Below are 19,642 nucleotides of genomic sequence, written 5' to 3'. Positions count from 1 at the left end.
GCTCAACGCTCCGCGAACACGGGCTGCCAGCGTCCGGCACTGACGTCGGTGCCCTTGCGGAAGCCGCTCAGCGGTACCTCCTTGTCACTGCCGACGGTGACCAGGACGAGCCGCTGGTGGAACTCGCTCTCGTTGGCGCCTTTGCCCACGTCCCAGGCGATGAGTGTCCTGTCGTCGGCCCAGGCAAGCAGTTCCTGCCCGTGGATCTCGGTCTTCGCGCCAGTGCGGGAGTCGATGACGTAGGACGAGGTGTGCCAGTTCTCTCCCGCGAAGTCACCTGCGACGAGCTTGCCGCTGGGGGACAGCCCCGCGCCGATGAACCAGTACAGGTACTTGTTGCCGTCCTCCGGTGCGGGGACCTCGGCGCCCGTGAAGTCGTAGAACAGCTTGTTGACGCCGTCGGAGGGGAGACCGGCCCAGATGTACTTGCCGTCGCTGGTGAGGGCGAAGTCCTGGCGGTTGTTGATGGAGGTCTCCAGGCCGTCCACCCGCTGGCCGTCGACCGCGACCCCACTCCAGGGGCCCTTGCCGGAGGCCACGTCGAGGACGTAGAAACCGGTGCGGCTCGACGGGTGTTCGAGCTCGCCGACATTGGGGTCCAGCGGGTGGAACTGCGCGTCGGGGTTGGCGGTGTAGGTCGTCGCGACCAGTTTCCGCCCGTCGGCCGAGAAGGACAGACCACCGACCCTGTGGCTGACCGGGATCCACCGCTTCACCTCACCGGTGGCCAGGTCGAGCAGGCCGATCCGGGAGGCGGGCAGGGGCCGCTCCAGGACGGCGGCGGTCTTCATGCCCGGAGCGACGGCGACGACCGACCACTTGGGGGCCTTCACATAGGTGTTGGTCTTCGGGTCGAGCAGCCAGTAGGTGCGCTCTGAGGCGGTTTCCGTGGCCGACAGCTTGACGGTGGCCGGGACGTAGTAGGCGGCGAGTGCGGACTTACCGGCGGCGATCAGCTCGTGCGGCGGCGACTGGCTCGGGTGGCCGCTCACCTTCTCCCGGTCGACGACATTCGCCGGACGGACGTCGCCCTTCCCTGAGTCGAGCAGCGGCACGCCCACGGCGACGGCGATCACGGCGACCGTCGCGGCGACTACGGTCACCAGCCTTCGGGTACGGCGGCGCCGGCGGACGGCGAGCACCCAGTCGGCGAACCCCGGCCCCGCCGGGGGCTGTTCGGCCGCCTGCTCGCGCAACGCGTCGCGTAGGAGATCGTCGACGTTCACGGGCGCACCTCCACGGGCAAGTGGTCACGGGACGACCGGAGTTCGGCGTCGGCCGGGCCCAGGGCGGCCAGTTCGGGCGCCAGGACGCGCAGCCGGGCGAGGGAACGGTGGGTGGTGGACCGTACGGTGCCGACCGAGCAGCCCAGCAGCCGCGCCACTTCGGCCTCCGGCAGGTCCTCGAAGTAGCGGAGCACGAGGACGGTGCGCTGTCGGGCGGTGAGCCGGGACAGCGCCTCGCGCATCACCACGCGCAGCTCGGCGGCGGACGAGGCGTCCGGGGCCGTACCGGTCTCCGGCGGTTCGGCGACGGTCAGTTCGCGTCTTCGCCATTTCAGCCGCCATCGGCCGATCTGCTGGCGGTAGAGGATCTGCCGTACATAGGCCTCGGGTTCGTCGATCCGCTCCCAGCGTCCGGCCGCCTTGGCCAAGGCGTTCTGCAGCAGATCCTCACCGGCGTGCCGGTCTCCCCCGCTGAGCAGCACGGCGGTCCTCAGCAGCGCCGACGACCTGTTGTCCACGAAGTCCCGGAAACCTTCCAGCCCTTCGGCATCCATCGTCACCTTCACTCACTTCCCCGACGGCACCCGATGCCCCGCCCCTGTTCCCCTTGTGACGCTCGCGGGGACGGGCGGCTATGCCTCTCACCTTGAACCAATTCCATCCGCCTCCCACAACCACTCCCGTACGGTGACCCCATGAGCCGCCGCCCTCTGCTGTTCCTCGACGTCGACGGCCCCCTCAACCCGTACGCCGCGCAGCCGGAGCGCCGCCCCGAGGGCTATACGACGATCAGGGCCGCCGTGCGACCGGGCCGCCCGCTCCGGGTCTGGCTGAACCCCGCGCACGGACCGGCGCTCCTGGGTCTCGGCTACGACCTCTGCTGGGCGACCACCTGGATGGACGCCGCGAACCGCTGGATCGGTCCGGTCGTCGGGCTCCCCGAGCTGCCGTACGTCGACTTCGGCACCGGCCTGTTCGCCGTCCGGCCCGACGGGGTCCACTGGAAGACGGCGGCGATCGTGGCGTACGCAGAGGGCCGTCCGTTCGCCTGGGTGGACGACGAACAGAGCGCGCCGGACGGTGAGTTCGTGACCGCCCATCATCCCGGCCCGGCGCTGCTGCATCACGTGAGCCCCCGACTCGGGCTGCGCGAGGGGGACTTCACGGCGCTGGCGGGTTTCGCGGCGACCGTACGGACATGAGCGAGCGCCCTCCCGGCGGACGGAAGGGCGCTCGACTCGCGTCACGGCACGGCTAGTTGTGGCTGTGCAGGATCTCGTTCAGGCCGCCCCAGACCGCGTTGTTCGGGCGGGCCTCGACCGTGCCGGTGACCGAGTTGCGGCGGAAGAGGATGTTGGAGGCGCCGGAGAGTTCGCGGGCCTTGACGATCTGGCCGTCGGGCATCGTGACGCGGGTGCCGGCGGTGACGTAGAGGCCGGCCTCGACCACGCACTCGTCGCCGAGGGCGATGCCGACGCCCGCCTCGGCGCCGACCAGGCAGCGCTCGCCGATGGTGATACGGACGTTGCCGCCGCCGGACAGCGTGCCCATGGTGGACGCGCCGCCGCCGATGTCCGAGCCGTCACCGATCACGACACCGGCGGAGATCCGGCCCTCGACCATCGACGTGCCGAGCGTGCCGGCGTTGAAGTTGACGAAGCCCTCGTGCATCACGGTGGTGCCCGCGGCGAGGTGCGCGCCGAGCCGGACCCGGTCGGCGTCGGCGATACGGACGCCCTTCGGGGCCACGTAGTCCGTCATGCGCGGGAACTTGTCGATGGACGTCACCTGGAGGTGCAGGCCCTCGGCGCGCGCGTTGAGCCGGACCTTCTCCACGTCGTCCACGGCGACCGGGCCGAGCGAGGTCCAGGCGACGTTGGCGAGGAAGCCGAACATGCCGTCCAGGCTCTGGCCGTGCGGCTGGACCAGACGGTGCGAGAGGAGGTGCAGACGCAGGTACACGTCGTGCGCGTCGAGCGGCTTGTCGTCGAGGGAGGCGATGACCGTGCGGACCGCGATCACCTCGACGCCCCGGCGGACGTCCGGGCCGATCGCCTTGGCCGCACCCGCGCCGAGCAGTTCCACGGCACGCTCGGCGGAGAGCCGCTCCGTACCGGCGGGGCCGGGTTCGGCGGACAGTTCGGGCGCCGGGTACCAGGTGTCGAGGACGGTCCCGTCGGCGGCGACGGTGGCGAGGCCGGCGGCAACGGCGCCGGTGGTGCGAGCTGCGGTCGTGTCGGTCATGAGGGAAACCTAACCTGGCGGGGGCGACGGGGACCAACTCGTCCACGGGGCGTCTCAGGGAACGACACACACGGCCCCCGCGGCCCGCTCAGGGAATCACCCGGGCCAACACCTCCCGCGCGTACGCCTCGTCGTACGGCGCGTCCGTCAGCAGTACCTGGAGACAGATCCCGTCCATCAGCGCGACCAGGGCCCGCGCGGTCACCGGGTCGGTGCGCCGGGACAGCCGCTCGGCGAGGTCGCGGGCCCACTCGTCGGCGACGGGGCGCAGGGCGGGGCGGCGCAGGGCGGCCAGATACAGCTCGTACTCCAGCTCGACGCCCGTGCGGTCGCCCGCGAGCCACTCCCCCATCCAGCCGGCGAGTTCCCCGGCCAGGTCGGTACGCGGGTCCTCCAGACCGCCGCGTGCCGCGATCACCTTGGCGAAGCCTTCGTTGGCCTGGCGCAGTGCGGCGACCATCAGTTCGTCGAGGGTCTTGAAGTGGTACGTCGTCGAGCCGAGCGGTACGTCGGCCTCTGCGGCGACGGAGCGGTGGCTGAGTCCGGCGATGCCCTTCCGCCCGACGACCCGGATCGCCGCGTCGATGATCCGCTGGCGCCGCTCGGGGTCGTAGCGCCGGGCCATCAGTGCGCGCCGCCCAGGTTGAGGACCACGACCCCGATGATGATCAGCGCGATACCGGTGGCCTTCGCGAAGGTCATCCCCTCGCCCAGGAACACCGTCCCGATGCCCACGATGGCCGCGGTGCCGAGGCCGGCCCAGATCGCATAGGCCGTACCCACCGACATGGACTTCAGCGTCTGCGCGAGCAGCGCGAAGGAGAGCACGTATCCGAGGACCGTGAGGACCGAGGGCCACAGCCGGCTGAAGCCGTGGCTGAACTTCATGGCGGTGGTGCCGCCCACCTCCGCGGCGATCGCCGTGAGGAGCATCAGGAATCCCATGTGTACGAGTGTACATAACAGGGGTGGCACAGCCTGGCCACAGCGCGACCGACCGGCACCCGTGGATCAGACCCCGGACTCCGAGGCGGCAACCGGTCCCGGTTCACGCATTCGCGCCACGCGGTCGAGCAGTCGCCGCTTGGCGTGGGCCGCGCGGCGCAGCGCCGACACCCTTCGGTAGCGCAGGAGTTCGGCCGGGTCGGGTCGGACGGCGCCGCTCAGTTCGTAGCCGTGCCGGACCAGGCGGTCACCCAACACGGCGTCGCACAACCGGATCTGATCGGGCGTCAGACGTAGTTGCCAGCTCCCCGCCCGGGAGGCGTCCAGCGCGCCGTGGGTGCGGCGGTGCCAGGTCTTGCGGGCGGGCACCGCCTGCCGGGCGAGGCGGCGCGGTTCGGTCATCTCGGGGGCGTACTCCTCGCCCAAGTAGGCGCAGATCTCCCTGAGTCGGGGCTCGGGGTCGGCCAACAGGTCCTCGAAGCGGACCTCGTGCCAGCTCTCCGGCCCCAACTTGCCCGCGTAGCGCCGCGTCACGTCCATCACCTGGGCCCAGGTGGCGACGGCCTCGTGGAAACCGCGGTGCCACCAGGGCATGCCGAGCAGCGAGGCGACACAGTCGCGGCCGTCCCGGACCAGGTGCACGAACTGCGCGTCCGGGAAGAGCCGCAGGATCTCCTCGACGTGCAGGGCGTATGCGGGCCGCTTGTCGCCCCAGCGCGCCTTGCCGTGGCTCTCCGCGTACGCCTTGAGCGTGATCCCGAGGGCCGAGCCGAGGGTGGGCGGGCCGCCCGCGATCTTCCGCGCCACCGCGCCCGCGTCGAGCCCCAGTTCATGGAAGCGGGTCTCCTTCCGTCCGGTGATCCACCGGGCGAGCCCGGCCCGGTTGTCCGGTTCCCGCAGGTCACCGAAGCGGAGGCGGCCCTCGTAGGCGGGGAGCACGAAGCGGGTCTCGGGCGGGAGCGCGATTCTCGGGTGCGCGTGCAGCATCAACTGCAGCAGCGTGGTGCCGGAGCGGGGGCAGCCGAGGACGAACACGGGGCGGGTGGGGGTAAGAGCGGAGGTAGCCACTCCGCCACGGTGCCGTCCGCCGATGAGCCGACGATGGGAGGGCGCTGAGAGGGGGATGTGAAGTCCCATACGTCACACGAGGGCCGTTACGTCGCACGTCGGCGCCGGAATCTCGTAGAAACCGCTCGCTGAAACGGGTGCTCGGAATCCTCTCGCTCCACTACTGTTTCACCGTTCACACACCTGGCTCTTACGGTCACGACCGTCGCCATGGGCGCCGCTGGAGGAACAGCGCATGCCAGACAGTTCGTCCCCACCCTCCCCCAACTCCCCCTGGGAGAACGGCTGGACCCCCGACAGCTCCCGGGCCCCCGGCACCCGCCGGCTCTGGCTGGCCGGGGCGCTCGCCCTGACCACCGTCCTCACCTGCGTCGCCACGATCGCCGTGATGGACAAGTCGTCCGACGAGACATCACCCGCCAATCAGGCCGATCCCACCTCACCGATCGGCGCGGACGGCCCCGGCCTGCTCTCCTTCGCCTCACCGTCGAAGAAGAGCACGCCCACACCGGACGAGCACACGCCGGCCTCGGCGACGGCCACCACTCCTTCGGCCGCCACCGCGAAACACAGCTCCACGCCGTCCGCGAAGGCACCCGCACCGTCCAAGTCGACGGCGCCCCAAGGGAGTTCATCCGGTTCGTCGTCCAGCTCCTCGTCGACCTTGAGGTCGGTCCGCTCGGTCAACTACCCGGACCGCTACTGGCAGGTGAGCGGCGACTACGTCAAGCTCAACCCGATCAGCTCCGCGACGGCCCGCGGCGCCGCCACCTTCAAACTGGTCAAGGGCCTTGCCAACAGCTCCTGTTACTCCTTCGCGACAGCCGACGGCGGCTACCTCCGCCACCGCAACTTCATCCTCCGCGCGGAACGCAACGACGGCTCGTCCCTCTTCAAGCAGGACGCCACCTTCTGCCCCCGCACGTCGTCCTACTCGGGCGCGGTGATGCTGGAGTCGGTCAACTACCCGGGCCGCTATCTACGCCACCAGAACTTCCAACTCAAGCTGGACCAGTACCAGAACAGCGGCCAGTACCGCGCGGATTCGGCGTTCCGGCTGGTGGACGGACTCGACTAAGCGGGCGGGTCGCGGAAGGCGATCAGCGAGGCCTTGGGGCGCAGTACGCAGAACTCGTTGCCCTCCGGATCGGCGAGCACCACCCACCTCACGGCCTCCCCCTGCCCGATGTCGACCCGCCGCGCACCCAGGGCGAGGATCCTCTCGACCTCGGCGTCCTGATCGTCGGGCGCGAGGTCGAGGTGCAGCCGGTTCTTCACGGTCTTCGGCTCGCCGGCCGGCATGAAGCAGATGCCGGTCCCGGCGGACTCGTCGGTGCCGATCACCACTTCGCGCGGTTTCTCGGAGAGGATCCGCCAGTCCAGCACCCGGCACCAGAAGCGGGCGAGCCCCGGCAGATCGTGCGCGTCGACGACGACATGATGCAGCGAAACGGCCATACCGCAAAGGTATGGCCGTTTCCGTGAGCGCGAGGGCTCAGACGTTGAACCCCAACGCCCGCAACTGCTCCCGCCCGTCGTCCGTGATCTTGTCCGGGCCCCACGGCGGCATCCAGACCCAGTTGATGCGCAACTCGTTGACGAGGCCGTCCGTGGCGGACTTGGCCTGGTCCTCGATGACGTCGGTCAGCGGGCAGGCCGCCGAGGTCAGGGTCATGTCGATGGTGGCGATGTTGGCGTCGTCGATGTGCACGCCGTAGATGAGGCCGAGGTTGACGACGTCGATGCCCAGTTCGGGGTCGACGACGTCCAGCAGGGCCTCGCGGACCTCCTCCTCGGAGGCGGGCTTGATCTCTGTGGTCTCGCTCATGCCGTCTTCCTTTCGGCGTCGGCTCCGCCCAGGGCCTGGGCCGTCGCGTCCTTCCACGCCATCCAGCTCAGGAGGGCGCACTTCACCCGTGCCGGGTACTTGGAGACACCGGCGAACGCGATCGCGTCCTCCAGCACCTCCTCCATCGCGTCGTCGGGCTCGATCCTGCCCTTGGACTGCATCAGCTCCAGGAAGGTCCCCTGGATCTTCTGCGCCTCGGACAGCTCCTTGCCGACGAGGAGGTCGTTCAGTACGGAGGCCGAGGCCTGGCTGATGGAGCAGCCCTGGCCCTCGTACGAGATGTCCGCGATCTGCTCGCCGTCGTACTTCACGCGCAGGGTGATCTCGTCGCCGCACGTCGGATTGACGTGGTGCACCTCGGCATCGCCGTCCCGCAAGCCCCGGCCGTGCGGGTGCTTGTAGTGGTCCAGGATGACTTCCTGGTACATCGAATCCAGCTTCACGTCTCAGCCAGCTCCTCAGCCGAAGAAGTTCCGTACGTGCTCCAGGCCGTCGACCAGTGCGTCGATCTCGGCCGGCGTGGAGTACAGATAGAACGACGCTCGCGTGGTCGCAGGAATTCCGTAGCGGAGGCAGACAGGGCGTGCGCAGTGATGACCGACACGCACCGCGATGCCCTCCTCGTCGAGGACCTGGCCCACGTCGTGCGGGTGGATGTCACCGAGCGTGAAGGAGATCGCCGCGCCCCGGTCCTCGGCCGTGGTGGGGCCGATGATCCGCAGGTCGGGGACCTCGCCGAGCCGCTTCACCGCGTACTCGGTGAGCGCGTGCTCATGGGCGAGGATCTTGTCCATGCCGATCGCCGAGAGGTAGTCGATCGCCGCACCGAGACCGACCGCCTGCGCGATCGGCGGGGTGCCCGCCTCGAACTTGTGCGGGGCCGGAGCGTATGTCGACGAGTGCATCGACACGGTCTCGATCATCTCGCCGCCGCCGAGGAACGGTGGGAGGTCCTCCAGCAGCTCCTGCCGGCCCCAGAGGACACCGATGCCGGTCGGACCGCACATCTTGTGGCCGGTGAAGGCCACGAAGTCGGCCTGGAGGGCCTGGACGTCCAGCGGCATGTGCGGCGCCGCCTGCGAGGCGTCGATCAGGACCAGGGCCCCGACCTCCTGCGCGCGGCGCACGATCTTCTCGACCGGGTTGACCGTGCCGAGGATGTTGGAGACCAGCACGAAGGAGACGATCTTCGTCTTCTCGGTGATGATCTCGTCTATGTTCGACAGGTCCAGCCGGCCGTCGTCCGTGAGGCCGAACCACTTCAGCTTCGCGCCGGTGCGCTGCGAGAGCAACTGCCACGGCACGATGTTGGAGTGGTGCTCCATCTCCGTGATGACGATCTCGGTCTCGTGGTCCACGCGGTAGGGCTCGTCGGCCCAACCCAGCATGTTCGCAACGAGGTTGAGCGACTCGGAGGCGTTCTTGGTGAAGATCACCTCGTCGCGGCTGGGCGCGTTGATGAACGCGGCGACCTTGTCGCGCGCACCCTCGTACAGCGCCGTGGCCTCCTCGGCGAGCACATGCACACCGCGGTGGACGTTGGCGTTGTACTGCTCGTAGTAACCACTGAGAGCGTCCAGCACCTGGCGCGGCTTCTGCGAGGTCGCCGCGTTGTCCAGGTACACGAGCTTCTTACCGTCGTGGACCGTGCGGTCCAGGATGGGGAAGTCCTTGCGGAGCGCCTCGGTGTCGAGGAGGCCCGGCAACTGTGTCACGCGGATACGCCACCCTTCGTGGTGTAGGCCTCGTAGCCCTCGTTCTCCAGCTTGTCGGCGAGTTCGGCGCCGCCGGACTCGACGATCCTGCCGCCGGAGAAGACGTGCACGAAGTCGGGCTTGATGTAGCGCAGGATGCGCGTGTAGTGCGTGATCAGCAGGGTGCCGACCTCGCCGGTCTCGCGGACGCGGTTGACGCCCTCGGAGACGACCCGGAGCGCGTCGACGTCGAGGCCGGAGTCGGTCTCGTCGAGGATCGCGATCTTCGGCTTGAGCAGCTCCAACTGAAGGATCTCGTGGCGCTTCTTCTCACCGCCGGAGAAGCCCTCGTTGACGTTGCGCTCGGCGAAGGAGGGGTCCATGGAGAGGCGCTCCATGGTCTCCTTGACCTCCTTGACCCACGTCCGCAGCTTGGGCGCTTCGCCGCGGACGGCGGTGGCGGACGTACGCAGGAAGTTGGAGACCGAGACGCCGGGGACCTCGACGGGGTACTGCATCGCGAGGAACAGGCCGGCGCGGGCGCGCTCGTCGACGGACATCTCCAGGACGTCCTCGCCGTCGAGGGTGACGGTGCCGCCGGTGATCGTGTACTTGGGGTGACCCGCGAGCGAGTAGGCGAGGGTCGACTTGCCGGAGCCGTTCGGGCCCATGATGGCGTGCGTCTCGCCCTGCTTCACGGTGAGGTCGACGCCCTTGAGGATCTCCTTCGTGGCGTTGTCGGCCTCGACGGTGACGTGCAGGTCGTGGATTTCAAGCGTTGCCATGGGTTCCTCAGGACTCCTGGGTGAGGGAGACGAGCACGTCGTCCCCTTCGATCTTTACGGGGTAAACGGGTACGGGGCGGGTGGCGGGAAGGCCGGACGGCTTGCCGGTGCGCAGGTCGAACGCGGAGCCGTGCAGCCAGCACTCGATCTGGCAGTCCTCCACCTCGCCCTCGGAGAGCGAGACGTTCGCGTGCGAGCAGATGTCGTTGATCGCGAACACCTCCCCCTCGGTCTTCACGACCGAGACCGGTGTGCCGTCGAGTTCCACCCGCTTCGGGGTGTCCTCCTCCAGCTCACCGAAACCGCAGGCGCGGACGAAGGCCGACATCAGACCGACGCCCCCAGCTCCGCGTCGATCTTCTCCAGCAGCCGCTCCTCGATGTCGGCGACACCGATCTGCTGGACCAGTTCGGCGAAGAAGCCGCGGACCACCAGACGACGGGCCTCGCCGGCCGGGATGCCGCGGGCCATCAGGTAGAAGAGCTGCTCGTCGTCGAAGCGGCCGGTCGCGGAGGCGTGTCCGGCGCCGACGATCTCACCGGTCTCGATCTCCAGGTTCGGCACGGAGTCGACCCGGGCGCCGTCGGTCAGCACGAGGTTGCGGTTCATCTCGTAGGTGTCGGTGCCCTCGGCCTTGGCCTCGATGAGGACGTCGCCGATCCACACGGCGTGGGCACCCTCGCCCTGGAGCGCGCCCTTGTAGGCCACGTTCGACTTGCAGTGCGGGGTGTTGTGGTCGACCAGGAGACGGTGCTCCTGGTGCTGACCGGCGTCCGTGAAGTACAGCCCGAACAGCTCGGCGTCGCCGCCGGGTCCGGCGTAGGCCACGCGCGGGTGCAGTCGTACGACATCGCCGCCGAAGGTGACCACGAACGACTTGAAGGTGGCGTCCCGGCCGACCAGCGCGTTGTGCTGGCCGATGTGGACCGCCTTGTCGTCCCAGTCCTGGACGGAGACGACGGTGAGCTTGGCGCCGTCGCCGAGGATGTAGTCGACGTTGGCGGCGAGGACCGCGTCACCGGTGTGGTCGATGACGACGACGGCCTCGGCGAAGGCTCCCAGCTCGATGACCTGGTGGCCGTAGGCGACCCCGCCCTCGCCGTGCACGACGATGCGGATCGGCTCGGTCAGGACCGTCTCCTTGGGGACGGTCACCACCGAGGCCTTCTCGAAGGACGAGTAGGCCTGCGCGGCCACGCGGTCCACCGGGGTGCCGGCCTTGCCGAGCCGCGCGTCGTCACGGCCGACGGTCTCCACGGTGACCCCGTCCGGGGTGCCGATGGCGACCTTCACGCCGTCGCCGGTGGCGACCGCGGTGCCGTCGTGCAGCCCGCGCAGGCGCTCCAGCGGGGTGAACCGCCACTCCTCCTCGCGGCCGTGGGGGACCGGGAAGTCCGCCACGTCGAAGGAGGGGGGCGCGCTCATGCGCGTGGCGACGGTCGACTCGGCGGCCACCGCGATCTGGCCGGCGGTCGTGCTGCCCACCGGGATGTTCTGAGCCTCAGCCATGGCTGTCGGTCTGCTCTCTTTCCTGCGTAAGTGACGTGATGGATACGGCGGTTGACGCTTAGCCGACCGCGCCTTCCATCTGGAGCTCGATCAGCCGGTTGAGCTCAAGGGCGTACTCCATGGGCAGTTCCTTCGCGATCGGCTCGACAAAGCCGCGCACGATCATCGCCATCGCCTCGAACTCGGTCAGACCGCGGCTCATCAGGTAGAAGAGCTGGTCCTCGGAGACCTTGGAGACGGTCGCCTCGTGACCCATGGACACGTCGTCCTCGCGGACGTCGACGTACGGGTACGTGTCGGAGCGGGAGATGGTGTCGACGAGCAGCGCGTCGCACAGCACGTTCGACTTGGAGCCGTGGGCGCCCTCGCCGATCTCGACGAGACCGCGGTAGGAGGTACGGCCGCCGCCACGCGCCACCGACTTGGAGACGATGTTGGAGGAGGTGTTCGGCGCCATGTGGACCATCTTGGAGCCGGCGTCCTGGTGCTGGCCCTCGCCCGCGAAGGCGATGGAGAGGGTCTCGCCCTTGGCGTGCTCGCCCATCAGGTAGACGGCCGGGTACTTCATCGTCACCTTGGAGCCGATGTTGCCGTCGATCCACTCCATGGTCGCGCCCTCGTAGGCGACGGCGCGCTTGGTGACCAGGTTGTAGACGTTGTTCGACCAGTTCTGGATGGTCGTGTAGCGGCAGCGGGCGTTCTTCTTGACGATGATCTCGACCACGGCGGAGTGCAGCGAGTCGCTCTTGTAGATCGGCGCCGTACAGCCCTCGACGTAGTGCACATAGGCACCCTCGTCGACGATGATCAGGGTCCGCTCGAACTGGCCCATGTTCTCCGTGTTGATACGGAAGTAGGCCTGGAGCGGGATCTCGACGTGCACACCCTTCGGCACGTAGATGAAGGAGCCGCCGGACCACACGGCCGTGTTGAGCGACGCGAACTTGTTGTCGCCGACCGGGATGACGGTGCCGAAGTACTCCTTGAAGAGCTCCGGGTGCTCCTTCAGCGCGGTGTCGGTGTCGAGGAAGATGACGCCCTGCTCCTCCAGGTCCTCGCGGATCTGGTGGTAGACGACCTCGGACTCGTACTGCGCGGCGACGCCGGCGACGAGGCGCTGCTTCTCCGCCTCGGGGATGCCGAGCTTGTCGTACGTGTTCTTGATGTCCTCGGGCAGGTCCTCCCAGGACTCCGCCTGCTTCTCCGTGGAGCGCACGAAGTACTTGATGTTGTCGAAGTCGATGCCGGAGAGGTCGGAGCCCCAGTTCGGCATGGGCTTCTTCTCGAACAGGCGCAGGCCCTTGAGGCGGAGCTTGGTCATCCACTCCGGCTCGTTCTTCTTGCCGGAGATGTCCCGGACGACGTCCTCGTTGATGCCGCGCTTCGCAGAGGCACCGGCCACGTCGGAGTCGGCCCAGCCGTATTCGTAGGTGCCCAGACCCTCGAGCTCGGGGTGGGCAGCGGTCTCCTCGATGGGGAGCGTCATGCGGGGTTCCTCCCGGCGGTACTTGCAGATACGTCAGATTTGTCAGATACGGTCTTGGAAATCTTGGGGATGAACGTGGTGCACACACCGTCGCCGTGGGCGATGGTCGCCAGTCGCTGGACATGGGTGCCGAGCAGTTGGGAGAAGAGCTCGGTCTCCGCCTCGCACAGTTGCGGGAACTGCTCGGCGACATGGGCGACCGGGCAGTGGTGCTGGCAGAGCTGCTCACCGACCGGTGCGCTACGCGCCGTAGCAGCGTACCCGTCCGTGCTCAGGGCCTTGGCCAGCGCTTCCGCGCGGTTCTCGGGGGCGACGGCCTCGACGGCCTTGCGGTACGCGACGGCCTGGGCGGCCATGCGGTCACGGGCGAAGGCGACGACGGCCTCGTCCCCGCCACTGTGCTTGGCGATCCAGCGCAGCGCGTCCGCGGCGAGCTTGTCGTAGGACTGGTCGAAGGCGTCACGACCGCAGTCGGTCAGGGCGAACACCTTGGCGGGCCGGCCGCGCGTGCGCGCTCCGTAGACCCGCTGCTCACGTGCTTCCACGACGTCGTCGGCGACGAGCGCGTCGAGATGACGGCGTACGGCGGCCTGGGTCAGCCCCAGCCGGCCGGCGAGGTCGGCCACGGTCGACGGGCCGTGGTCCAGGATGGAGCGCGCGACACGGTTGCGGGTGGACCGCTCACCGGTCGCGAGTTCCTCCTGCGGAGCCTCGCCAACGTTTTTCACAACGCCATTGTTGCGTAATTCCTCAGGGGCAGGCAACCCGCGCCCCTTCCGGTGGGCGGTGCGCTGCGTCACTTAGGCATACCTAATCTGACCTGCGGAAACGATCTTTGATCGATCAATCGGGTGGCGCCGCGAGCCCACTTCCGGAACACTCCACACCCATGCCTATACCCCCTCCCACCGGCCCACTTGTCACCCGGGACACCATCGCCGCGGACCTGCGCGAGGTGGGCGTGCGCCCCGGTGAGACCCTCCTCGCGCACACCTCCCTCAGCTCCCTCGGCTGGGTGTGCGGAGGCGCCGTCGCGGTGGTCCAGGGAATCTTCGACACGCTGGGCCCGGAGGGCACCCTGGTGGTCCCCACCCAGACCGGCGACGTCTCGGACCCGGCCCACTGGGGAAACCCGCCGGTACCACGCGAATGGTGGGCCGCCATCCGCGCCTCCATGCCGTCCTACGACCCCCTCGTCACGCCTTCGCGCGGGGTGGGCGTCGTCCCGGAGACCGTCCGCACCTGGCCCGGGGCCCGGCGCTCCGCGCATCCGCAGACCTCCTTCGCGGCGATCGGCCCGCGGGCCGCCGAGATCCTCGACGGCCACGCCCCCGACTGCCGGCTCGGGGAGCGCAGTCCGCTGGCCCGCCTGGAGGCCCTCCACGCGCGCGTGCTGCTGCTCGGCGCGGGCTACGACTCCTGCACGAGCTTCCACCTCGCCGAGTACCGCATCCCGTCCCCGCCGGCGCAGGTCGGACGCCCCGGCCCGGACGGCTGGGAGACGGTGACCGAGGTGTCGATCTCCTCCGACCGCTTCGACGAACTGGGCCACGACTTCGAACGGGACCGTCCCGTCGTACGGGGAAAGGTGGGCGCGGCCGACATACGCCTGTTCCCGGTGGCCGACGCCGTGGCCTACGCGGAACGCTGGTTGGCGCTGCACCGGCCCCGCGAGGAGGAGATCCCGCACCCGCCCGCCTGAGACCGGACGCGGCTACCTAGACTCGGGCGCATGCGAAGTGAGCCCGTGCTTCAGGTCCAGGCCCTGGAGAAGCGGTACGGCACGAAGACCGCGGTGAACGGCCTCGACCTGGTGGCCACGACGGGTGTCACCGCCGTGCTCGGCCCCAACGGGGCGGGCAAGACGACCACGGTCGAGACCTGCGAGGGGTACCGGAAGCCGGACGCCGGCACAGTGCGCGTCCTGGGCCTCGACCCGGTCCGTCAGTCCGCCGCCCTGCGCCCCAGAATCGGCGTGATGCTCCAGTCCGGCGGCGTCTACTCGGGCGCCCGCGCCGACGAGATGCTCCGCCACATCGCCAAGCTGCATGCGCACCCGCTGGACGTGGACGCGCTCATCGAGCGCCTGGGACTGGGCAGTTGCGGTCGTACGACGTACCGCCGTCTCTCCGGCGGCCAGCAGCAGCGCCTCGCGCTCGCGATGGCCGTCGTGGGCCGCCCCGAACTCGTCTTCCTGGACGAGCCCACCGCGGGCCTCGACCCGCAGGCCCGCCGCGCCACCTGGGACCTGGTCCGCGACCTGCGCACGGACGGTGTCTCGGTCGTCCTCACGACCCACCACATGGACGAGGCCGAGCAGCTCGCCGACGACGTCGCCATCATCGACGCCGGCAAGGTCATCGCCCAGGGCTCCCCCGAGGACCTGTGCCGAGGCGGCGCCGAGAACACCCTCCGCTTCACCGGCCGCCCCGGCCTCGACGTCGGCTCCCTGCTGAAGGCCCTCCCTGCCGACGCCACGGCCGCCGAACTGACCCCGGGCTCCTACCGCGTCGGCGGCAAGGTCGACCCGCAACTGCTCGCCACGGTCGCCTCGTGGTGTGCGCAGCACGGGGTGATGCCGGAGAAGATCTCGGTCGAACGGCACACCCTGGAGGACGTTTTTCTGGAGCTCACTGGCAAGGAGCTGCGCTCATGACCACGGCGACCTATACGCCCGCCCCGGGGGCGGCCCCTCTTCCCCGCATGATCGCTGCGCAGGCGATCCTCGAAACGAAGATGCTCCTGCGCAACGGCGAGCAACTCCTCCTCACGGTGGTCATCCCGACCCTCCTGCTGGTCCTGTTCAGCTCGGTGGACATCGTCGACACCGGCAAGGGCAAGTCCGTCGACTTCCTCACCCCGGGCATCCTCGCCCTCGCCGTGATGTCCACGGCGTTCACGGGCCAGGCCATCGCGACGGGCTTCGAGCGCCGCTACGGCGTCCTCAAGCGCCTCGCGTCCTCACCGCTCCCCCGCTGGGGCCTGATGACCGCGAAGACCGCGTCGGTGCTGGTGACGGAGATCCTCCAGATCATCCTGCTGACGGCGATCGCCTTCGCCCTCGGCTGGTCCCCGCACGGCAACCCCCTCGCCGTCCTGCTCCTCCTGGTCCTCGGCACGGCGGCCTTCTCCGGCCTCGGCCTCCTGATGGCGGGCACCCTCAAGGCGGAGGCGACGCTGGCCGCCGCGAACCTGGTGTTCCTGCTGCTCCTGGTCGGCGGCGGGGTGATCGTGCCGATGGACAAGTACCCGTCGGGGGTCCAGGACGTGCTGGGGCTGCTGCCGATCTCGGCGCTCTCGGACGGACTCCGGGACGTGTTGCAGCACGGGGCCGGGATGCCGTGGGGCGACCTGGGGATTCTGGGGGTGTGGGCGGTCGTCGGGCTCGCGGCCGCGGGGCGGTTCTTCCGCTGGGAGTAGTCACGCGCCGGGGACCCTCGTGAAAGCGTGCACAAGCACCCCCCTACGATGGTCCCCGTGCCAAACGTGACCCGCGCCGACGTCGTAGCCGCCGCGCGCAACCCCCTCGCCTTCATCGCCGCACGCTGGACCCCGGATCCCCGGACGGTCCGGCGGGCGGCTCTCGCCGCGCTCGTCATGTCGGTGGTCATCGTGGTCACCGGCGGGGCCGTGCGGCTGACGGGATCGGGGCTCGGCTGCCCGACCTGGCCCAAGTGCACCGACCAGTCGCTGACCGCGACCAGTGAGACGGGCTTCCACAGCTACATCGAGTTCGGCAACCGCATGCTGACGTACGTGCTGTGCGCGGCCGTCGGCTGGGCGATCATCGCCGCGCGCTCGGAGAAGCCGTACCGCCGTACGCTCACCCGACTGGGCTGGGCGCAGTTCTGGATCGTGATGAGCAACGCGGTCCTCGGCGGGATCGTGGTGCTGGTCGGTCTCAACCCGTACACGGTCGCGGCCCACTTCCTGCTCTCCTCGGCGCTGATCGCGGTCGCCACGCTGATGTGGCAGCGCAGCCGGGAGGGCGACGGTGAGCCCAAGCCGCTGGTCGGCAAGGCCGTGCAGCAGTTGGTGTGGTTCCTGGTCACCGCCTCCGTGCTGCTGATCGCGGTCGGCACGGTGGTGACCGGCGCGGGCCCGCACGCCGGTGACTCCAAGGAGGTCGAGCGGATCCCGATCGACTGGGAGACGGTAGCCAAGCTGCACGCGGTGCTCGCCTGGATCGTGGTCACGCTGACGTTCGCCCTGTGGTTCGTCCTCAAGGCGGTCGACGCCCCGCCGGGCCCCCTGGCACGGACCCGCGATCTCTTCCTGATCCTGCTCTCCCAGGGCGTCATCGGTTACGTCCAGTACTTCACGAACCTCCCCGAGGCCCTGGTCGCACTCCACATGCTCGGCTCCTGCCTGGTGTGGATCGGGGTGCTGCGGGTGCTGCTCTCACTGCGCGAGCGACCGGACGTCCTCGCGGATCTACCGGGACCCTCGGCCGAGCAGTCGGTGCCCACGCGCGCGTGAAGCACTGCCCTCGACGGATCACTCACCCGTAGCGGGTGACCAACTCGTCGATCGCCGGGCCGAGATAGGACCGGGTCAGTTCGGCACGGCGGTCCAGCCAAGCCGCGTCGGCGGACGGTACCGGATCGTCGTAACGCCGCCGTACGACGTCCTCGACGACCTCGGCGGGCGCGCCGAGGACGGGCAGCAGGTCGAGTGCCTCGCGCTTGGTGATCAGCCGGCCGTCCCGCAAGGTCACGGTCGCCCGGGCGAACGTGGTCAGGCCCACGCCGACCCATCCGTCCTCACGCCACAGCTGCGGCTTGTCGACGCACGGCCGCCAGAACTCCCGCTGGTCGCGTAGGACGAACTCGGCCAGCTCCTGGTCGGTCACGGCCGGCAGCAGGTCCCTCGGGGAGCCGCCCTGCAACACCCGCCCGAAGGCGTGCAGTTCACGCCGGGTGACGGGGGTGACCGGTCGGCGCATGACGTGGTCGTGCGCCCAGGTCAGGTGGCTCTGGTTCGGGGCGTCCTGCGTACCGGGGGCGAGGTAGCTGCAGTGCAGCCGCACGGCCAGGGGGTCGGTGCGCAGCCCTCGGTGCAGGGCGACGAGCCGGCGGGCGGTGCTGGGCTTGAGGGGATGGTCCAGGATGGCTATCAGGTCCAGATCGCTGCGCCCCTCCTGGTAGTCGCCCCCGGCGAGCGAACCATGGGCCCATACGGCGACAGGCTCAAGAGGGGCCAGTTCGTTCAGGAAGCGGTCGAGCAACGCGTCGGTCGGCATTGGCCCAGTCTGTACAGCTCACTCCAGCCCGTACACCCTGTTTGCGTTGCCGACCGCGATCAGTCCCGCGACCCGCTGTGCATCGGCCAGTGACCAGGCTCCCTCGGCGACCCAGTTGCCGAGCACCCGCCCGAGCGCCTCGCGGAACAACCGGGCGCCCACGACGTGCAGTTCGGGCAGCCCGTGGGCCCCGCTGGAGAAGAGGATCTTCCCGAAGGGGGCCAGCTCCAGGATCTCGGCGAGCACGGTCGCGGCGCGGGCGCCGGTGCGGACCAGCGCGGCGCCCGAGTCGGCGTAGACATGTGGGAAGACGCCCGCGAGATGGGCCGCGTGCCGGTGGTACGGGTAGCTGTGCAGCAGCACCAGGTCCGTGCCGAGCCCGGCCGTCGCGCGCACGAAGTCGGTGAGCAGGACGGGGTCGGTGCGGTCGATGCGCAGGCCCGGTTCGCCCAGCCCGGCGTGCAGTTGGAGGGGCAGCCCGGAGGCCACCGCGATCCACAGCAGGTGTCGTAGGAGTACTGGATCACTGAGCGGTCCGCCCACCCGCCGACCCGCCAACCAGCGCCCGGCCGCGCCCCTCACCTCACCCGGGCCGGGCGGTTCGGGCGCGAGCGCGAGACCGTGCCGTACGCCCGCCACGGAGGTGAAGGCCACGGCGCTGCCCGCGGCGCCGTGCACCGACTCGGCGAGGTTGGCGAGGAAGGACTCGACGGTGCCGGAGGTGTCGGCGACCTGTTCGGCGAGGAGTTCGAGACGGACGATCTCCCGCGCGTCCGCCCGGCCCGCCGAAGCCATCTCGGCAGGTCCGGTGAGGTCGCCGGGCAGACCCGTGTCGATCAGATAGGTCGTGATACCGCTTCCGCGCAGCAGCCGGCGGCCCGCTTCCAGTACGCCGAGTTCACGGCGCCGGGCGAGATAGCGGGCGGGCGGACAGTGCGGCTCCAGACCCAGCAGGGGCGGGCACCACCGTCGTACGGCGAAACCGGTCTGGGTGTCGAAGAGGGTGGTGCCGGGTGCGGGTGGGCCCTCGGTGCGGGCGAGTTGGGCCTCGAAGGTGCCGAGGCCCAGCTCCGTTCTCAGTACGCCGTGGCAGTACTGGTCCACGAGGGACGGCGTTTCGATCATCCGGACTCCCCGTGGCTGGACCGTGTCTTCCTGAGGTCCTAACGGGTGAACCGGGTGTCAGGTGTTGCTCGCACACACCCCGTGTGAGCGAGCGCCCCTCTTGTCAGCCGTTGCGCGGGCCGCCGAGCTGGATGCCCGCCATGCGCTTCCATTCGTACGGGCCCGTCGTCACCTTGGCCGCGAACTCGCCGTCGAAGTCCTCGTGGACGGTGATCCCGGACTTCTGCACGGCCTGCTGGGCGATCTCGTAGGAGGTGGCCACCAGGTCTCCCCAGCCGCCGTCCTCGCCGACGAGGACGATGCGGGCGCCGCGCTCCCCGATGTACGCGACCTGGCCCTCAGCCCCGCCGTGCGCCTTGGAGAAGGTGCCGATCTGCTTGGCGAGGCGGGCCACCTGGCGCTGCGTATGTGAGCGGTGTGGGACATGAGACCAACCGGTATCAGGGGCTCCTCCATACCTTCAAGAAAC

General features: G+C 69.5%; 24 protein-coding genes. 6 read left to right on the top strand and 18 right to left on the bottom strand.

Annotated features, from left to right (window positions below):
* Positions 1–2: 2 nt before the first annotated feature.
* Together ABZT04_RS23880 and ABZT04_RS23875 are read right to left on the bottom strand one after the other, a co-directional pair.
* Positions 3–1,226, bottom strand: a complete 1,224-nt coding sequence (locus tag ABZT04_RS23880) for a WD40 repeat domain-containing protein (RefSeq protein WP_356058991.1) — start codon at positions 1,224–1,226, stop codon at positions 3–5.
* On the bottom strand, positions 1,223–1,780 hold the full coding sequence (locus ABZT04_RS23875) for a SigE family RNA polymerase sigma factor (protein WP_356058990.1): 558 nt from the start codon (positions 1,778–1,780) through the stop codon (positions 1,223–1,225). Before ABZT04_RS23875 ends, ABZT04_RS23880 begins: the two co-directional genes overlap by 4 nt.
* Before the next feature lie 141 nt (positions 1,781–1,921).
* Here ABZT04_RS23875 and ABZT04_RS23870 point away from each other — a divergent pair, with 141 nt between their 5' ends.
* Positions 1,922–2,428: a hypothetical protein gene (locus ABZT04_RS23870; RefSeq protein WP_356058989.1), complete on the top strand. Its 507-nt coding sequence runs from the start codon at positions 1,922–1,924 to the stop codon at positions 2,426–2,428.
* Between the two features lie 52 nt (positions 2,429–2,480).
* Here the strand turns inward: ABZT04_RS23870 and dapD are convergent, their stop codons facing one another.
* From dapD to ABZT04_RS23850, 4 genes are all read right to left on the bottom strand, one after another.
* A complete protein-coding gene (gene dapD / locus ABZT04_RS23865) occupies positions 2,481–3,470 on the bottom strand; it encodes a 2,3,4,5-tetrahydropyridine-2,6-dicarboxylate N-succinyltransferase (protein ID WP_356058988.1) in 990 nt (329 codons plus the stop codon).
* Between the two features lie 88 nt (positions 3,471–3,558).
* Positions 3,559–4,095: a TetR family transcriptional regulator gene (locus ABZT04_RS23860; protein ID WP_356058987.1), complete on the bottom strand. Its 537-nt coding sequence runs from the start codon at positions 4,093–4,095 to the stop codon at positions 3,559–3,561.
* Complete coding sequence (locus ABZT04_RS23855; protein ID WP_356059131.1) at positions 4,095–4,436, bottom strand: multidrug efflux SMR transporter; 342 nt, start codon at positions 4,434–4,436, stop codon at positions 4,095–4,097. Before ABZT04_RS23855 ends, ABZT04_RS23860 begins: the two co-directional genes overlap by 1 nt.
* Before the next feature lie 45 nt (positions 4,437–4,481).
* On the bottom strand, positions 4,482–5,483 hold the full coding sequence (locus ABZT04_RS23850; protein ID WP_356058986.1) for a sulfotransferase: 1,002 nt from the start codon (positions 5,481–5,483) through the stop codon (positions 4,482–4,484).
* A gap of 235 nt (positions 5,484–5,718) precedes the next feature.
* On the opposite strand from ABZT04_RS23850, the gene ABZT04_RS23845 reads away from it, so the two are divergent.
* Positions 5,719–6,561 carry an AbfB domain-containing protein gene (locus ABZT04_RS23845; RefSeq protein ID WP_356058985.1) on the top strand — a complete coding sequence of 281 codons (843 nt, stop codon included), beginning with the start codon at positions 5,719–5,721 and terminating at the stop codon, positions 6,559–6,561.
* Here the strand turns inward: ABZT04_RS23845 and ABZT04_RS23840 are convergent.
* Genes ABZT04_RS23840 through ABZT04_RS23800 form a run of 9 tightly spaced genes read right to left on the bottom strand, consistent with a single transcriptional unit; the run spans position 6,558 to position 13,534 of the window.
* Positions 6,558–6,941 (bottom strand): VOC family protein, encoded by a 384-nt coding sequence (locus ABZT04_RS23840; RefSeq protein WP_356058984.1) that lies wholly within the window; start codon positions 6,939–6,941, stop codon positions 6,558–6,560. The two genes, ABZT04_RS23845 and ABZT04_RS23840, sit on opposite strands and share 4 nt — an antisense overlap.
* 37 nt (positions 6,942–6,978) lie before the next feature.
* Complete coding sequence (locus tag ABZT04_RS23835; RefSeq protein WP_355912906.1) at positions 6,979–7,311, bottom strand: metal-sulfur cluster assembly factor; 333 nt, start codon at positions 7,309–7,311, stop codon at positions 6,979–6,981.
* Positions 7,308–7,775 carry a Fe-S cluster assembly sulfur transfer protein SufU gene (gene sufU / locus ABZT04_RS23830; RefSeq protein ID WP_356058983.1) on the bottom strand — a complete coding sequence of 156 codons (468 nt, stop codon included), beginning with the start codon at positions 7,773–7,775 and terminating at the stop codon, positions 7,308–7,310. Before sufU ends, ABZT04_RS23835 begins: the two co-directional genes overlap by 4 nt.
* Before the next feature lie 15 nt (positions 7,776–7,790).
* Entirely contained in the window at positions 7,791–9,047 is a 1,257-nt protein-coding gene (locus ABZT04_RS23825; RefSeq protein ID WP_356058982.1) for a cysteine desulfurase, read from the bottom strand.
* Positions 9,044–9,811 (bottom strand): Fe-S cluster assembly ATPase SufC, encoded by a 768-nt coding sequence (gene sufC / locus ABZT04_RS23820; RefSeq protein WP_355912915.1) that lies wholly within the window; start codon positions 9,809–9,811, stop codon positions 9,044–9,046. Before sufC ends, ABZT04_RS23825 begins: the two co-directional genes overlap by 4 nt.
* 7 nt (positions 9,812–9,818) lie before the next feature.
* A complete protein-coding gene (locus ABZT04_RS23815; RefSeq protein WP_356058981.1) occupies positions 9,819–10,139 on the bottom strand; it encodes a non-heme iron oxygenase ferredoxin subunit in 321 nt (106 codons plus the stop codon).
* Entirely contained in the window at positions 10,139–11,320 is a 1,182-nt protein-coding gene (gene sufD / locus ABZT04_RS23810; RefSeq protein WP_356058980.1) for a Fe-S cluster assembly protein SufD, read from the bottom strand. The genes ABZT04_RS23815 and sufD overlap by 1 nt, the downstream gene beginning before the upstream one ends.
* Before the next feature lie 58 nt (positions 11,321–11,378).
* The gene (gene sufB, locus ABZT04_RS23805) at positions 11,379–12,806 is read right to left on the bottom strand and encodes a Fe-S cluster assembly protein SufB (RefSeq protein ID WP_356058979.1); all 1,428 of its coding nucleotides are present in this window, start codon (positions 12,804–12,806) and stop codon (positions 11,379–11,381) included.
* Complete coding sequence (locus ABZT04_RS23800; protein ID WP_356058978.1) at positions 12,803–13,534, bottom strand: metalloregulator ArsR/SmtB family transcription factor; 732 nt, start codon at positions 13,532–13,534, stop codon at positions 12,803–12,805. The genes sufB and ABZT04_RS23800 overlap by 4 nt, the downstream gene beginning before the upstream one ends.
* Before the next feature lie 161 nt (positions 13,535–13,695).
* Between ABZT04_RS23800 and ABZT04_RS23795 the strand changes: the two genes are divergently transcribed.
* The 4 genes from ABZT04_RS23795 to ABZT04_RS23780 are packed head-to-tail and all read left to right on the top strand — an operon-like array spanning position 13,696 to position 17,285.
* Complete coding sequence (locus ABZT04_RS23795; protein ID WP_356058977.1) at positions 13,696–14,508, top strand: AAC(3) family N-acetyltransferase; 813 nt, start codon at positions 13,696–13,698, stop codon at positions 14,506–14,508.
* A gap of 30 nt (positions 14,509–14,538) precedes the next feature.
* A complete protein-coding gene (locus tag ABZT04_RS23790) occupies positions 14,539–15,462 on the top strand; it encodes an ABC transporter ATP-binding protein (protein ID WP_356058976.1) in 924 nt (307 codons plus the stop codon).
* A complete protein-coding gene (locus tag ABZT04_RS23785) occupies positions 15,459–16,226 on the top strand; it encodes an ABC transporter permease (protein WP_356058975.1) in 768 nt (255 codons plus the stop codon). Before ABZT04_RS23790 ends, ABZT04_RS23785 begins: the two co-directional genes overlap by 4 nt.
* Before the next feature lie 48 nt (positions 16,227–16,274).
* Positions 16,275–17,285, top strand: a complete 1,011-nt coding sequence (locus ABZT04_RS23780) for a COX15/CtaA family protein (RefSeq protein ID WP_356058974.1) — start codon at positions 16,275–16,277, stop codon at positions 17,283–17,285.
* 22 nt (positions 17,286–17,307) lie between these two features.
* Here the strand turns inward: ABZT04_RS23780 and ABZT04_RS23775 are convergent, their stop codons facing one another.
* The 3 genes from ABZT04_RS23775 to ABZT04_RS23765 form a co-directional block, all read right to left on the bottom strand.
* Positions 17,308–18,048 (bottom strand): nucleotidyltransferase domain-containing protein, encoded by a 741-nt coding sequence (locus ABZT04_RS23775; RefSeq protein ID WP_356058973.1) that lies wholly within the window; start codon positions 18,046–18,048, stop codon positions 17,308–17,310.
* An 18-nt stretch (positions 18,049–18,066) separates the two neighbouring features.
* Positions 18,067–19,173, bottom strand: a complete 1,107-nt coding sequence (locus tag ABZT04_RS23770) for an amidohydrolase family protein (RefSeq protein WP_356058972.1) — start codon at positions 19,171–19,173, stop codon at positions 18,067–18,069.
* A gap of 103 nt (positions 19,174–19,276) precedes the next feature.
* On the bottom strand, positions 19,277–19,567 hold the full coding sequence (locus ABZT04_RS23765) for a hypothetical protein (protein WP_356058971.1): 291 nt from the start codon (positions 19,565–19,567) through the stop codon (positions 19,277–19,279).
* Between the last annotated feature and the right edge of the window lie 75 nt (positions 19,568–19,642).

The organism is Streptomyces sp. NPDC005492 (assembly GCF_040605995.1).
In the GTDB taxonomy this organism is placed as follows: domain Bacteria; phylum Actinomycetota; class Actinomycetes; order Streptomycetales; family Streptomycetaceae; genus Streptomyces.
Note: the sequence above shows the minus strand (reverse complement) of the source record. Positions and strands in the feature narration are given on the sequence as shown.

Excerpts from the sequence above, each read along its gene's own strand:
- sufC (WP_355912915.1), bottom strand. The coding sequence starts at position 9,811 with ATGGCAACGCTTGAAATCCACGACCTGCACGTCACCGTCGAGGCCGAC.
- ABZT04_RS23815 (WP_356058981.1), bottom strand. The coding sequence starts at position 10,139 with ATGTCGGCCTTCGTCCGCGCCTGCGGTTTCGGTGAGCTGGAGGAGGAC.
- dapD (WP_356058988.1), bottom strand. The coding sequence starts at position 3,470 with ATGACCGACACGACCGCAGCTCGCACCACCGGCGCCGTTGCCGCCGGC.
- sufB (WP_356058979.1), bottom strand. The coding sequence starts at position 12,806 with ATGACGCTCCCCATCGAGGAGACCGCTGCCCACCCCGAGCTCGAGGGT.
- ABZT04_RS23770 (WP_356058972.1), bottom strand. The coding sequence starts at position 19,173 with ATGATCGAAACGCCGTCCCTCGTGGACCAGTACTGCCACGGCGTACTG.
- ABZT04_RS23840 (WP_356058984.1), bottom strand. The coding sequence starts at position 6,941 with ATGGCCGTTTCGCTGCATCATGTCGTCGTCGACGCGCACGATCTGCCG.
- ABZT04_RS23835 (WP_355912906.1), bottom strand. The coding sequence starts at position 7,311 with ATGAGCGAGACCACAGAGATCAAGCCCGCCTCCGAGGAGGAGGTCCGC.
- ABZT04_RS23870 (WP_356058989.1), top strand. The coding sequence starts at position 1,922 with ATGAGCCGCCGCCCTCTGCTGTTCCTCGACGTCGACGGCCCCCTCAAC.
- ABZT04_RS23780 (WP_356058974.1), top strand. The coding sequence starts at position 16,275 with ATGGTCCCCGTGCCAAACGTGACCCGCGCCGACGTCGTAGCCGCCGCG.
- ABZT04_RS23795 (WP_356058977.1), top strand. The coding sequence starts at position 13,696 with ATGCCTATACCCCCTCCCACCGGCCCACTTGTCACCCGGGACACCATC.
- ABZT04_RS23790 (WP_356058976.1), top strand. The coding sequence starts at position 14,539 with ATGCGAAGTGAGCCCGTGCTTCAGGTCCAGGCCCTGGAGAAGCGGTAC.
- sufD (WP_356058980.1), bottom strand. The coding sequence starts at position 11,320 with ATGGCTGAGGCTCAGAACATCCCGGTGGGCAGCACGACCGCCGGCCAG.
- ABZT04_RS23875 (WP_356058990.1), bottom strand. The coding sequence starts at position 1,780 with ATGGATGCCGAAGGGCTGGAAGGTTTCCGGGACTTCGTGGACAACAGG.
- ABZT04_RS23860 (WP_356058987.1), bottom strand. The coding sequence starts at position 4,095 with ATGGCCCGGCGCTACGACCCCGAGCGGCGCCAGCGGATCATCGACGCG.
- ABZT04_RS23845 (WP_356058985.1), top strand. The coding sequence starts at position 5,719 with ATGCCAGACAGTTCGTCCCCACCCTCCCCCAACTCCCCCTGGGAGAAC.
- ABZT04_RS23775 (WP_356058973.1), bottom strand. The coding sequence starts at position 18,048 with ATGCCGACCGACGCGTTGCTCGACCGCTTCCTGAACGAACTGGCCCCT.
- ABZT04_RS23785 (WP_356058975.1), top strand. The coding sequence starts at position 15,459 with ATGACCACGGCGACCTATACGCCCGCCCCGGGGGCGGCCCCTCTTCCC.